This is a genomic window from Pseudoduganella guangdongensis (assembly GCF_009857475.1).
Taxonomy (GTDB): domain Bacteria; phylum Pseudomonadota; class Gammaproteobacteria; order Burkholderiales; family Burkholderiaceae_D; genus Rugamonas; species Rugamonas guangdongensis.
The window spans coordinates 193,953-206,047 of sequence record NZ_WWCJ01000011.1; the positions used below are offsets into that span (position 1 = coordinate 193,953).

General features: G+C 60.7%; 13 protein-coding genes and 1 pseudogene. 6 read left to right on the plus strand and 8 right to left on the minus strand.

The window, feature by feature from the left end; genetic code table 11:
* Positions 1-28 precede the first annotated feature (28 nt).
* A complete protein-coding gene (locus GTP41_RS17010; protein ID WP_161026760.1) occupies positions 29-376 on the plus strand; it encodes a GFA family protein in 348 nt (115 codons plus the stop codon).
* A 9-nt stretch (positions 377-385) separates the two neighbouring features.
* A complete protein-coding gene (locus GTP41_RS17015; RefSeq protein WP_161026761.1) occupies positions 386-748 on the plus strand; it encodes a DUF4870 family protein in 363 nt (120 codons plus the stop codon).
* Here the strand turns inward: GTP41_RS17015 and GTP41_RS17020 are convergent.
* Positions 745-1,671 (minus strand): MBL fold metallo-hydrolase, encoded by a 927-nt coding sequence (locus tag GTP41_RS17020; protein WP_161026762.1) that lies wholly within the window; start codon positions 1,669-1,671, stop codon positions 745-747. The two genes, GTP41_RS17015 and GTP41_RS17020, sit on opposite strands and share 4 nt — an antisense overlap.
* Positions 1,672-2,257: 586 nt before the next feature.
* On the opposite strand from GTP41_RS17020, the pseudogene GTP41_RS17025 reads away from it, so the two are divergent.
* Positions 2,258-2,572, plus strand: a pseudogene (locus GTP41_RS17025) (BPSL0067 family protein); the annotation flags it as partial.
* Positions 2,559-2,930 carry an STY0301 family protein gene (locus GTP41_RS28000; protein WP_371867371.1) on the plus strand — a complete coding sequence of 124 codons (372 nt, stop codon included), beginning with the start codon at positions 2,559-2,561 and terminating at the stop codon, positions 2,928-2,930. The pseudogene GTP41_RS17025 and the gene GTP41_RS28000, both read left to right, overlap by 14 nt.
* 66 nt (positions 2,931-2,996) lie before the next feature.
* Here the strand turns inward: GTP41_RS28000 and GTP41_RS17030 are convergent, their stop codons facing one another.
* The 4 genes from GTP41_RS17030 to phaC form a co-directional block, all read right to left on the minus strand.
* Positions 2,997-4,160 carry a cystathionine beta-lyase gene (locus GTP41_RS17030; RefSeq protein WP_161026763.1) on the minus strand — a complete coding sequence of 388 codons (1,164 nt, stop codon included), beginning with the start codon at positions 4,158-4,160 and terminating at the stop codon, positions 2,997-2,999.
* A gap of 156 nt (positions 4,161-4,316) precedes the next feature.
* Positions 4,317-5,708, minus strand: coding sequence for a 30S ribosomal protein S12 methylthiotransferase RimO (gene rimO / locus GTP41_RS17035; RefSeq protein ID WP_161026764.1), 1,392 nt, complete (start codon positions 5,706-5,708; stop codon positions 4,317-4,319).
* A 72-nt stretch (positions 5,709-5,780) separates the two neighbouring features.
* The gene (phaR, locus tag GTP41_RS17040) at positions 5,781-6,335 is read right to left on the minus strand and encodes a polyhydroxyalkanoate synthesis repressor PhaR (RefSeq protein ID WP_161026765.1); all 555 of its coding nucleotides are present in this window, start codon (positions 6,333-6,335) and stop codon (positions 5,781-5,783) included.
* A 155-nt stretch (positions 6,336-6,490) separates the two neighbouring features.
* Complete coding sequence (gene phaC, locus GTP41_RS17045; protein WP_161026766.1) at positions 6,491-8,209, minus strand: class I poly(R)-hydroxyalkanoic acid synthase; 1,719 nt, start codon at positions 8,207-8,209, stop codon at positions 6,491-6,493.
* A 36-nt stretch (positions 8,210-8,245) separates the two neighbouring features.
* Between phaC and GTP41_RS17050 the strand changes: the two genes are divergently transcribed.
* Entirely contained in the window at positions 8,246-8,446 is a 201-nt protein-coding gene (locus tag GTP41_RS17050) for a hypothetical protein (protein ID WP_161026767.1), read from the plus strand.
* Here GTP41_RS17050 and pgeF read toward each other — a convergent pair.
* Both pgeF and GTP41_RS17060 read right to left on the minus strand, forming a co-directional pair.
* Complete coding sequence (pgeF, locus tag GTP41_RS17055; protein ID WP_161026768.1) at positions 8,436-9,275, minus strand: peptidoglycan editing factor PgeF; 840 nt, start codon at positions 9,273-9,275, stop codon at positions 8,436-8,438. The two genes, GTP41_RS17050 and pgeF, sit on opposite strands and share 11 nt — an antisense overlap.
* Positions 9,276-10,355, minus strand: coding sequence for an RluA family pseudouridine synthase (locus GTP41_RS17060; protein WP_161026769.1), 1,080 nt, complete (start codon positions 10,353-10,355; stop codon positions 9,276-9,278).
* 101 nt (positions 10,356-10,456) lie between these two features.
* Here GTP41_RS17060 and GTP41_RS17065 point away from each other — a divergent pair, with 101 nt between their 5' ends.
* The gene (locus tag GTP41_RS17065; protein WP_161026770.1) at positions 10,457-11,254 is read left to right on the plus strand and encodes an outer membrane protein assembly factor BamD; all 798 of its coding nucleotides are present in this window, start codon (positions 10,457-10,459) and stop codon (positions 11,252-11,254) included.
* Positions 11,255-11,311: 57 nt separating this feature from the next.
* Here the strand turns inward: GTP41_RS17065 and yaaA are convergent, their stop codons facing one another.
* Positions 11,312-12,070 (minus strand): peroxide stress protein YaaA, encoded by a 759-nt coding sequence (gene yaaA, locus GTP41_RS17070; protein WP_161026771.1) that lies wholly within the window; start codon positions 12,068-12,070, stop codon positions 11,312-11,314.
* Between the last annotated feature and the right edge of the window lie 25 nt (positions 12,071-12,095).

The window sequence follows — 12,095 nt, forward strand, 5'->3', positions numbered from 1 at the left end:
AACCAAGCATTCTAACCGGAGGCGAAAAATGCTGTACAAAGGTAGCTGCCATTGCGGCAATGTGAAATTCGAGGCCGAAGGCCAGATCGAAGGGCTGGTCTCCTGCAACTGTTCGATCTGCCAGCGCAAGGGCGCGCTGATGTGGTTCATCCCGCGCGATAATCTGAAACTCCTGACGCCGGAAGCCGACCAGGCCAACTACACCTTCAACAAACACGTGATCAACCACCGTTTCTGCCCTAAATGCGGCATCCATACCTATGGTGAAGGCAAGGACCCTGCGGGCAACGCGGTGGCCGCCGTGAACGCCCGCGCGTTGGAAAATTTTGAGCTGGAATCCGTCCCGGTCCAGCATTACAACGGCCGAGAACTGTAAGGAAGCGCTATGTCACAAGAACTGGTACTCGAAGACCGTTTGCGGTCGGCCAAGGAATGGGCGTTCTGGCTCTACCTGGGCCACGGCCTGAGCGTCTTCTTCACGCTGGGCGCGGCCTCGCTGATTCCGCTGATTTTCAATTACATCAAACGCGACGACAGCGCCGGCACCTTCGTCCACAGCCACCACGGCTGGATGATCCGCTCGTTCTGGTGGTACCTGGTATGGGTCTGCGTCGGCTGGGCCCTGTTTGCCACCGTACTCGGCATCGTGTTCGCATGGATCGTGTGGGCTGCCGCGTGGCTATGGAAGATCTACCGCCTGATTCGCGGCATCATGGCCCTCAACAATAACTCGCCGATCGGCGACTAAGGACGGCCGCAGAGTTCGGCGCGCTTGGCCGGCACCCGCAGGACCTGGTCCACATAGTAGGTCAGCGCGGCCTCGCTGTACTTCGGGTCCGGATGCATGGCGACGAACGGCGCGGCCGCCTGCGTCCAGGTCGCCACGCAGGTGGCGGTCGGCGCGCTGCCTTCCGCGCAGGCGGTGAACGCATCGAATGCGCGCCGATAGCTGGTGAATGCGGCATGCGCCATTGGCAGGCCATGGCCCGGCACCAGCGTGTCGAATTCCAACTGATCGATCTCCGCCAGCGCCTGGCGCCAACCCTCGGCGCAACCCGTGTCGAAGAATGGCAGCGGCACCACCACCAGATCGCCCACGAACACCGTCTTGCTGGCCGGGTCATGCACCCAAACATCCCCTTCGGTCGCCGCATGCTTCGCCAAGTGCAGGCGCAGCTCGCGGCCGCCCAGCTTGAGCGTCATCGGCCCCGTGACCGGCTGGTCCGGCACCAGGTTGGCGGGATCGTCAATCGCATTCAGGTATAGCCGCGTGCCCACCTTTTGGCCTTCGGGCACCGCCGGATCCACCAAACGAGCCTTCGCCTTCTCGACGTTCTGCAGCAGGAAACCCTTCAGCGCGCCCTCCACCGCAGTACTCGCGTACAGTTTGGCGCCAGGATAAGCGGCCCGGATGCGCGCATTGCCGGTGGCGTGGTCCAGGTGCCAGTGCGTGTTGATGATGGCGGTGATCGGCTTGTTGCGCGCCTTGGCAACCGCAATGATCTTGTCCGTGTGCTCCGGGTGGCGGCCGGTGTCGATCACCAGCATTTCGACCGGACCCTCGAACACAATCGAATTCCCGTCCGGCTGCGCATCTTTCGGCAGCTTCCCCTCGATAAAAGTGTACGGCGCCACAGATGCCGCCAGCACCAGCGAGACTGTCGCAATCATTACCATGCCACGCTCCAAGTTTCTAAAGGATTGGCGCACCTCGGAAATAAATCCCGCGACAGCGCCGGCGCCGCCAAGAGGAATATCAGGCCGGCGCATGCCGGTCCTTCGAACACTGCGCGCTTCGATAAAATCTGTCCCGGCTCGACAACGCCGAGCGACTGCAGGATGATTATTGCACGAACCATTTGCCATTCACTTCGACCACATAGGCGGCGAAGTTGAACACAATGAGCTGGCGCGCGAGAGGGTCAGCCGTACCGTTCGCCCCGCAGCGTGAAACCAACCGTAAACGGGGCCGCCATTTGCAGGCCTGATTGGCAAAGACCGCACAATGCCGGCCCGATGAAGAGTGAAAGCTAAGTTGCGATTCTAATACTCTACTGGGGTAAGCTCGCTGCCGCCGATCGCCCGAAAGCCCGGCTTCGCATAAATACACAGTTTGCCGAAAATCAAAAAGAGAAGTATTCAGGTTCGGTAAAGTGACCTTTCTCGACTTCCTTGGAGGGACTATGTCATTTATGCTGAACGTTAGCGAAGAAGATATCGCTGAAAAAAACGGTATCCCAATGCGAAAGGCAATACCGAGTGCGTTGAGTTCATCCGGCAAACCACAAATGCGCCAGGCACTCAATTCTGGCGACCGGGGGTTAAAGTGCTCGGCGCCCCGTTTGGCGCCATCGCACGTGGGACAGCGATAGCTACCTTTGACGAGAAGGACCGCTACCCCACAGACGCCAAGGGGAAGCACGCCGCAATCTATCTTCACCAAACAGCTCAAGGCATAGTCGTCCTGGATCAATGGAACAGCCTCGGAAAAGTCTCAACACGTACCATTCGAGCCAACCCAAAGGCGACCTCCCGGAGTAATAATGCTGACGCATACTATGTCATTGAGTAGGGCGCGCCTCGCCTTGTTTTGCTGCCTCAGTCTGGCTACACTTTATTGCCCTGCTGAGGAGCTGACCTGCCCCCCATCTATCACTTCAAGCGAAGCGATATCTCCCCAGGTGAGCGGATGGGAGGCAGTTTCAACCCCACAGGTGCATAAGCTGGAGAACGCCCAGGTGTATGACGGCCATCCAAGTGAAATGGCCTCACTGGTGCCAGATCGAAGCACCAGCCATGGGCCTGTACATCAAGCCATCTGGCACCTTGCTGGGGAAAGGGAGCGGGACACCTGGATCGGTTGCAGCTACAAAAACAGCTCGCTCCTCCTCGTGCACAAGGTGTCCCCAATGCCCGTCGCTGCGTTCTGACATATCAACGAAAAGGAACGTCCGCCCCGGGCTCACTAACGAGCGTGGACTGCCGCTAATGCTAAGTCAAAGCAGCAGCAGCGCGCGCTCGATGTCGGCGATCAGGTCGCCCGCGTCTTCCAGGCCGATGTTGAAACGCACCAGAGTGCCTTTGCCGCTCCAGTTCTTGCGCATGGTGTGGACGCGGTACGGTATGCACAGGCTGTGCGCGCCGCCCCAGCTGTAGCCAATGCCGAACAGCTCCAGCGCATCGACGAAACGGTCGGTTTGCTCTTCGCTGTACTTTTCGTCGAACAGTACTGAGAACAGGCCGCCGGCGCCAGTGAAGTCGCGCTTCCAGAATTCGTGGCCGGGGCAGTCCTCGAACGCGGGGTGCAGGACTTTGCTGATTTCGGGACGGGCTTTGAGCCAGGCGGCGACTTTGCGGGCGGAGGCGTCGTGGGCGTCGAAGCGCAGTTTCAGCGTGGGCAGGTTGCGCAGGACCAGATAGGTGTCGTCGGCGCTCACGCCCAGGCCGAGCCGCATGTGGGCCATGCTGAGACGTTCGTGCAGCAGCTTGTCGCGCGTAACCAGGGCGCCCATCAGCACGTCCGAGCCGCCCGACTGGTACTTGGTCAGGGCTTGCATGACGATGTCGACGCCAAGGTCGAAGCCGCGCAGGGCCAGGCCGGCGGACCAGGTGTTGTCGAGCGCGGTGAGGACGCCTTTCTGTTTCGCGACGGTGCAGATGGCGCGCAGGTCGGGAACTTCCATCGAGACCGAGCCGGGGGCTTCGGTCCAGATCAATTTGGTGTTGGGCTGGATCAGCTCTGCGATGCCGGCGCCGATCATGGGGTCGTACAGGCGGGCGCTGATGCCGAAGTCGGTGGCGAGCCAGCGCGCGAGATCTCGGTTGGGGCTGTACACGTTGTCGGGCAGCAGGACGTCGTCGCCGGATTTCAGCAGTGCGAAGTTGCACATGGCGATGGCGGCCAGGCCGCTGGGGGCGAGCAGGCAGTGATTGCCGCCTTCGATCTCGGCCAGGCGGGCTTCGAGGGTGAAGGTGGTGGGGGTGCCGTGCAGGCCGTAGGTGTAGGCGTTCTTTTCTTTCCAGTCGCCCGAGCGCATGGCGGCGACGTTCTTGAACAGGACGGTGGAGGCGTGGTGGATTGCGCTGGGGAAGGCGGCGAAGCCTTCGGGCGGCACGTAGTCCGTGTGGACGATTTGGGTTTGCAGGTGCTTTTTGGTCATGGCACCTATTCTAAACCGGTAAGGCAGGGTCTGACCCACAGGGTCAGACCCTGGGTGTACAAAGGCCGCGGGATTGGGTGCAGGCGCACAACCCTAACCCGCGGCCATGGCATTGCTTGGGTCTGACCCTGCGGGTCAGACCCAGATTTACCGGTTTTACTGCGCCTCACCCCACAAGTCATGCGCGTCGGAGGTGGTGATTTCAACATCGAAGAACTGGCCAACGGCCAGTTTCTTTTTCGGGTCAAATGGACGTTTGACGTGCACGACGCCGTCAATCTCCGGCGCATCCGCAGCGGAACGGCCGATGGCGCCGCTCGGGGTCAGCTCATCGATCAGCACCTTGATCGTCTTGCCCACCTTCGCCTTCAGGCGATTGCGCGAAATCTCTTCCTGCAGCAGCATCACGCGGCCGCGGCGCTCTTCACGCACCTCTTCCGGCACCGGATTCGCCAGCTCATTGGCAGTCGCGCCTTCCACCGGCGAGTAGGCGAAGCAGCCCAGGCGGTCGATCTGCGCTTCCTTCAGGAAGTCCAGCAGGTACTCGAACTCCGCCTCGGTCTCGCCCGGGAAGCCGGCGATGAAGGTGGAGCGGATGGTCAGGTCCGGGTTCATTTCGCGCCACTTCAGGATGCGCTCCAGGTTACGCTCGCCGGATGCCGGGCGCTTCATGCGCTTCAGCACATCCGGATGCGCGTGCTGCATCGGAATGTCCAGGTAAGGCAGCACGTGGCCGTCGCCCATCATCGGGATCACTTCATCCACGTGCGGGTACGGGTAGACGTAGTGCAGGCGCACCCAGGCGCCGTATTGCTTGGCCAGCTCGCCCAGGGCCTGGGTCAGCTGCGTCATATGGGTTTTCACCGGACGGCCGTTCCAGAAACCGGAGCGGAACTTGACGTCGACGCCGTAGGCGGAGGTGTCCTGCGAAATCACCAGCAGTTCTTTCACGCCGGCCTTGAACAGGTTCTCCGCTTCCAGCATCAGCTCCGCGATCGGACGCGATACCAGGTCGCCGCGCATCGACGGGATGATGCAGAACGAGCAGCGGTGGTTGCAGCCTTCAGAAATTTTCAGGTAGGCATAATGCTTGGGCGTCAGCTTGATGCCTTGCGGCGGCAGCAGGTCGATGAACGGTTCGTGCGGCTTCGGCAGGTGGGTGTGTACCTGGGCCATCACCTCGCCCACCGCGTGCGGGCCGGTCACGGCCAGGACTTTCGGGTGAACCTTCTGGATGATGTCGTCGCCGTCCTTGTCTTTCTTGGCGCCCAGGCAGCCGGTCACGATGACCTTGCCGTTTTCAGCCAGCGCTTCGCCGATGGCGTCCAGCGATTCCTGCACGGCGGCGTCGATGAAGCCGCAGGTGTTCACGATCACCAGGTCGGCACCGTCGTAGGATTTGGCGGTTTCGTAGCCTTCGGCGCGCAGCTGGGTCAGGATTTGTTCGGAGTCGACCAGCGCTTTCGGGCAGCCGAGGGAGACAAAGCCAACTTTAGGTGCGGGGGTGCCTTCGGCGGGGGTGGTGCGGGTGATTTGCTTGGATTGCATGGCAGATAGCTGATGATTCAGGGCAATCCACCATTATAGCAAAAGCGGGAGCCTAGCTCCCGCTTTCACAGCTTACTTTTTGTCCGTGGGCGGCGGCGCAAACGGGAAGGTGCCGAAGATATTCTTACTCTGGTTCTGCATTTGCTCTTGCATTTGCACAAACAGGCTCTTCGACTGGTCAATATAGTTATTCATCATGCCCTGCATGATCGGCGCTTGCACGTTCATGAACTGGGTCCACATTTCGGGGCTGAACGATTTGCCGTCGAAATTCGCGGCGCCGGTAGTGAATTTGCGCTGGATATCGGTAAATGCCTGGATATTCTTTTCCAGGTAAGACCCCATCATGCCCTGCATGGCATGGCCGTAGAAACGGATGATCTGCGCCAGCACGTCGGTAGAGAACATCGGCACGCCGCTGGCCTCCTCTTCCAGGATGATCTGGAGCAGGATGCTGCGGGTCAGGTCTTCGTTGGACTTGGCGTCGACGACGGTGAACTCTTCGGCATCGAGCACGAGTTGTTTAACGTCCGTCAGGGTAATGTAGGAACTGGTTTGCGTATCGTAAAGACGGCGATTCGGGTATTTCTTAATCAAGCGTTCAGTACTTTTCTTTGCACTACTCATCACAAGTCCATTTATTGCGCCGCAGCGCGTCTACCTGCCGTTGATAATATTTGCGACCCCATTATAGGGCGAAAAAAAAGCTTTTGGCACGACAATGTTATAAGTTAAGTGATTGTCGTGGCCAATATTGCAACGCAACTTAATATTGCCGTTTCTCAATCAGCCTTGGCTTTGACATAACGTCCTGGCGCCGCTTCGATCGGCTGGAAGGTAGCGTTGCCGAGCTTGCTGCGCGCCTTCACGTCCTTGCCCCCGTGCTCGGCGAGGAAGGCGGCCCAATCCGCCCACCAGCTGCCGGGATGCTCGGCGGCGCCTGCGAACCACTCGTCCGCCGTCGCAGGACGGGCGTCATTGGTCCAGTAGCTGCGCTTTTTCTTCGCCGCCGGATTGATCACGCCCGCAATATGGCCGGAGGCGCCCAGGATGAACTTGTTCTGCCCCGGCTTTTTGGGATTCAGGATTTTGGTCGACTGGTAGGCCGAGTTCCACGGCACGATATGGTCCTCGCGCGAGGCGTAGATAAAGGCAGGGGCGTCGATCTTCGACAGGTCGACTTTCTCACCTGCAACAGTCAGCTTGCCCGGCACCTTCAGGCTGTTCTCCAGGTAGGTATTGCGCAAGTACCAGCAGAACATCGGGCCCGGCAGGTTGGTCGAGTCCGAGTTCCAGTACAGCAGGTCGAATGGCGGCGGCTCGTTGCCTTTCAGGTAGTTGGACTGGACATAGTTCCACACCAGGTCGTTCGGGCGCAGGCTGGAGAAGGTGCTGGCCAGGTCGCGGCCCGGCATCAGGCCGCCACTCTTCAGCGCCTGCTCGCGGATCTGCACTTGCGCCTCATCCACGAAGACGTTCAGCACGCCGGTGTCGCTGAAGTCGAGGAAGGTGGTGAGCAAGGTGACTGCCGCTGCCGGCTGTTCGCCGCGCGCGGCCATCACGGCCAGGGTGGTCGACAGCAGAGTGCCGCCGACGCAGAAGCCCAGCACGTTCAGCTTGTCTTGCTTGCTGATTTCGCGGGTGATGTTGATGGCGTTGACCACGCCCTTCTCGATATAGTCGTCCCAGGTGGTCTTGGCCAGCGACTGGTCCGGGTTGCGCCAGGACACCAGGAACACGGTATTGCCCTGCTCCACCGCATAGCGCACCAGCGAGTTTTCCGGCTGCAGGTCGAGGATATAGTACTTGTTGATGCACGGCGGCACCATCAGCAGCGGGCGTTCGTGGACGGTCTTGGTCAGCGGCGTGTACTGGATCAGCTGGAACAACTCGTTCTCGTACACCACCGCCCCTTCCGTCGTCGCCAGGTTGCGGCCTACTTCAAAGGCTTTTTCATCCGACAGCGAGATATGGCCTCGTTGCATATCACCCAGCAGGTTGGCCAGGCCCTTGGTCAGGCTCTCACCCTTCGATTCGATCAGTTTCCGGTGCGCCTCCGGGTTGGTGGCCAGGAAGTTGGCGGGCGACATGGCGTCCACCACTTGCTGCACGGCGAAGCGGATTTTCTGTTTTTGCTGCGGGCTGGCGTCAACGGCTTCCGCCATTTGCAGCAGGAATTTGCTGTTCAGCAGGTATGATGCCGCATTGAACGCGGACACCGGATTGCCCTGCCAGGCGTCGGACGAGAAGCGGCGATCCTTGACCGACGGCGATTTGCCGGTCAGGAATTCCTGCCACAAGGCAGTGAACTCGCCCATATAATCGTTCCTCAGCTGCTCCATCGCTTCCGGGCGAACGGCGGCACCGGCATTACGCAGGAGTGCCGCGCCTGGCACCACATCCATCTCCGGCATCATCTTGAGCCAGGATTGCCATTGGTTCGGATCGCTGATTTGGGCCATCCAGGCGTTGGCGAAGGCTTGCGGGTCGGGCATGTTCATTTTTAAGTCCGTTAAAAATACAACTTTGGGAGAAAAATGCTGCTTGTTGCTGTTGCCTGGCTCTACGTCACGGTGCTGATGGCGTTCACGGAACCAACCGTGGTTGCCGGCATCATGACATTCCTGCTCTATGGTGCGTTGCCATTGGGAATACTATTTTATATAACAGGTGGCAAACGCCGCAAACGCAAACGGGCAGCCGAAGCCGCCCGTCGCGATGAACCACCTACTGTTTGATCCAGATCAAACTCGCCTGCCGCCCCGTCACCTTGTCGCGGCGATAGGAATAGAAGCGGCTGGCGTCCGTCACGGTGCATAAATCGCCGCCCGACACGTCGCTTACGCCAACCCGTCCCAGCGTGAGCCGCGCCAACGCGTAGATGTCGGCCAAATACTTACCCGGCATGCTAGCGCGGGGCACGAAGGCGGCGCGCACCGCTGCCGTTTCGTCGGCTGAGCCTTCCGCACCGGCCAGGAAGGCTTGCAGCACTTCCTCCCCCACCTCGAATTGCTGCGGGCCGATGGCAGCCCCGAGCCAGGCGATGATCTCATTGCCGGCCGGGTCGCCCTCGGGCGCGAGTTCGGCGCGCATGGCGGCCACCGTCGCCTCGAGCACGCCACCGGCCAGGCCGCGCCACCCCGCATGCGCGGCGCCGACCACGCTGCCGGCGCGGTCGGCAAACAGCACCGGCAGGCAATCCGCAGTCTGGATGGCGCAGATGGCGCCGGGCATGGTGGCGATGCTGGCATCCGCTTCCGGCACGCTGCCGCGCGCCACGCGGTCGGCGCGGGCGACCACGCTACCGTGCACCTGCGACAGCCAGGCCGGCTCGGACGGCAGGCGGCCGCGCACAATCGCGCGGTTAAAGGCCACATTGGCCGGATCGTCGCCCACGTGCACGCCCAGGTTCAGGCCGCCGCCGGCGGTGGCAATCTCCTGCGGGCCGGGGCCGTAAGGGTCGGGGCTGACGCCGCCGCGCCGCGTGGTGCACACAAAACCGATATTGTCGGGCGCGCCGGGCCAGTCCGGCACCAGCCATTGCGCCCCTTGGAAGGAATGCTGCATTTACTCGTCGTCGAATTCGTCGTCGTAGATATCGTAGTCTTCGTAGTCACCGTGGCCGGCTGCGGCGGCGGCCAGCGCCGCCTCGTCCGGTTCCTCGATGCCGGCGCGCTGCATCAGCTCGACGAAGTCCTCTGCCAGCGGCACATTCCATTCCATCTGCGCGCCCGTGAACGGGTGAATCAGGCCCAGGCGGCGTGCCTGCAGGGCCTGGCGCGGGAAGATATGCGCCATGTGCTGCTTGCCGTACACCTGGTCGCCGATCAGGGAGAAGCCCAGGTGCGCCATGTGGACGCGGATCTGGTGGGTGCGGCCCGTCTCCAGGCGGCATTGCACCAGGGAAACCGGACGGCCATCCAGCACGCCCTCAGCCAGGCGCTGGTAATGGGTGATGGCCGGCTTCGAGCCCATGCTGGCGGACACCGCCATTTTCACGCGGTCTTTCTGGTCGCGGCCCATCGAGGCGTCGATCGTGCCGCTCATGCGCGGGGTGCCCCACACGATGCACCAGTACTCGCGCTTCACGGTGCGCGCCTGCAGCTGGCGCACCAGGTCGGTCTGGGTCGGCAGGTCTTTGCCCACCACCATCAGGCCGCTGGTGTCCTTGTCCAGGCGGTGCACGATGCCGGCGCGCGGCACGCCGCCCAGTTGCGGCCAGCGGTGCAGCAGGCCGTTCAGCATGGTGCCCGACCAGTTGCCGGCGCCCGGATGCACGACCAGGCCGGCCGGCTTATTGATGACCAGCAGGTTGTCGTCTTCAAACACCACGTCCAACGGCACGTCTTCCGGGGTGAAAGCGACGTCTTCCGGGGCCGGTTGCGGCACCACCAGGATTTTTTCATCGCCATAGACGGTGGCGCGCACCTTGGCGGGTTTGCCATCGACGGTGACATGGCCTTCCTCGATCCAGGATTGCAGGCGGCCGCGCGAGAACTGGGGCACCAGACGTGCCACGACCTTGTCCAGGCGTTCGCCGCAGTCGCCCTTGGTCAATTCGAGTTCAATCGGGGCCAGGGGGTCGCCCGCAGGCGTATCTTCCCCAAATTCACCTTCAAAATCGGCGTCAAAATCGTTGTCAGGCATTTGTTCTGCCGAATTCATCTCAGGTTTCAATATCACAGCATTCCCATCGGCTATAATCAGCCAAGTTTAGTATTTTGGTTAACGATTCCTTGCACATCAACATGCAAAAAAAAATATCAGTAGTTGCAGCAACAGTCGTACTGTTTAGTTTGTCAGCTTGTGGCCTGTTACCAGAACGCGCGGACGAGTCCCGAGGCTGGTCCGCAACGAAATTATACTCGGAGGCCAAGGATGAACAGGCCAGCGGCAACTATGAACGTGCCGTTCAGCTGTTTGAGCGCCTCGAATCGAGCTATCCGTTCGGCACTTATGCGCAGCAAGCGCAGATGGAAGTGGCCTACTCCCACTATAAGGCACAGGACCAGGCCCAGGCTCTGGCAGCTGTGGAGCGCTTCATCAAGCTGCATCCGAACCACCCGAACGTAGACTATATGTACTACCTGCGTGGCCTGATCAACTTCAACGATTCCATCGGCTTGCTGAACTTCCTGTACGAACAGGATCCGGCCGAGCGCGATCCGAAAATGACCCGCGAGGCGTTTGCCGCCTTCAAGGCCCTGGTCGAGAAGTTTCCAAATAGCAAGTATACGCCGGACGCGATTGATCGCATGAAGTACCTGATCAATGCCATGGCCAAGTACGAAGTCTATGTGGCGCGCTATTACTACCGTCGCGGCGCCTACCTGGCGGCGATCAACCGTTCCCAGGGCGTATTGACCGATTACGCGGATTCGCCTTCGGTCGAAGAAGCGCTGGCCATTATGTACCGCGGTTACGACAAGATGGGCAACATCACCCTGCGCGACGATACCAAGCGTGTGTTCGTGAAGAACTTCCCGGACAGCAAAATGCTGGAGGATGACGGGTCGAAGAAGACTGCCTGGTGGCGTGTCTGGTGATGTAACCAGCAGAACCGGGAAACCAGGGTATGGCCCACAGGGCCATACCCCACCCCATTACGCTGCGATCTTGCGGCGGAAGACCCAGGTAGTGTCGTTCGAGGCGTCCGCCTCGAACTTATAGCCATCCACATCGAACTTCTTCAGCTTTTGCGGGTCGGTGATGTTGTTCACCGCCGCGTAGCGTGCCAGCATGCCGCGCGCGCGTTTGGCGAAGAAGGAAATGATCTTGTATTTGCCGCCCTTCCAGTCCTCGAACACCGGCGTAATCACCGGCATGGCCAGCTTCTTCGGCTTGACGGACTTGAAGTATTCGTCGGACGCCAGGTTGACCAGCACCGGCGAACCTTCCTTGTTCAGCGCATCGGTGATCATCTCGCCCCAGAACTCGTACAGGTTCTTGCCGCGCGGGTTTTGCAGGCGGGTGCCCATTTCCAGGCGGTGCGGGTGGATCAGGTCAAGCGGCTTGAGCATGCCGTACAGGCCGGACAGGATGCGGATGCGCGACTGGGTGTAATCCAGCTGCTTGGCGTTCATGCTGCGCGCATCCAGGCCGTCGTACACGTCGCCGTTAAAGGTCATGACCGCCTGGCGCGCCTCGCCGGTGTCCTTGGTCCAGGTGGCGTAGCGCGCCACGTTCAGGGTGGAGAGCGCGTCCGACAAGTCCATCAGTTCGCCCAGCTGCTGCGGCGAAAACGCGCGCAGGCGCTCGATCAACTGCTCCGAGTGATCGAGGAAAGCGGGTTGCGTTGCGAGTTTGGTGGTGGGCGGAGTCTCCAGGTCAAGACTTTTTGCAGGCGACAGCACAATCAGCATAAGATTCAAAATTAAAGCGAAAACC

Excerpts from the sequence above, each read along its gene's own strand:
- GTP41_RS17030 (WP_161026763.1), bottom strand. The coding sequence starts at position 4,160 with ATGACCAAAAAGCACCTGCAAACCCAAATCGTCCACACGGACTACGTG.
- GTP41_RS17010 (WP_161026760.1), top strand. The coding sequence starts at position 29 with ATGCTGTACAAAGGTAGCTGCCATTGCGGCAATGTGAAATTCGAGGCC.
- rimO (WP_161026764.1), bottom strand. The coding sequence starts at position 5,708 with ATGCAATCCAAGCAAATCACCCGCACCACCCCCGCCGAAGGCACCCCC.
- GTP41_RS28000 (WP_371867371.1), top strand. The coding sequence starts at position 2,559 with ATGTCATTGAGTAGGGCGCGCCTCGCCTTGTTTTGCTGCCTCAGTCTG.
- GTP41_RS17060 (WP_161026769.1), bottom strand. The coding sequence starts at position 10,355 with ATGCCTGACAACGATTTTGACGCCGATTTTGAAGGTGAATTTGGGGAA.
- GTP41_RS17065 (WP_161026770.1), top strand. The coding sequence starts at position 10,457 with ATGCAAAAAAAAATATCAGTAGTTGCAGCAACAGTCGTACTGTTTAGT.
- phaC (WP_161026766.1), bottom strand. The coding sequence starts at position 8,209 with ATGAACATGCCCGACCCGCAAGCCTTCGCCAACGCCTGGATGGCCCAA.
- GTP41_RS17050 (WP_161026767.1), top strand. The coding sequence starts at position 8,246 with ATGCTGCTTGTTGCTGTTGCCTGGCTCTACGTCACGGTGCTGATGGCG.
- pgeF (WP_161026768.1), bottom strand. The coding sequence starts at position 9,275 with ATGCAGCATTCCTTCCAAGGGGCGCAATGGCTGGTGCCGGACTGGCCC.
- phaR (WP_161026765.1), bottom strand. The coding sequence starts at position 6,335 with ATGAGTAGTGCAAAGAAAAGTACTGAACGCTTGATTAAGAAATACCCG.
- GTP41_RS17020 (WP_161026762.1), bottom strand. The coding sequence starts at position 1,671 with ATGATTGCGACAGTCTCGCTGGTGCTGGCGGCATCTGTGGCGCCGTAC.
- yaaA (WP_161026771.1), bottom strand. The coding sequence starts at position 12,070 with ATGCTGATTGTGCTGTCGCCTGCAAAAAGTCTTGACCTGGAGACTCCG.
- GTP41_RS17015 (WP_161026761.1), top strand. The coding sequence starts at position 386 with ATGTCACAAGAACTGGTACTCGAAGACCGTTTGCGGTCGGCCAAGGAA.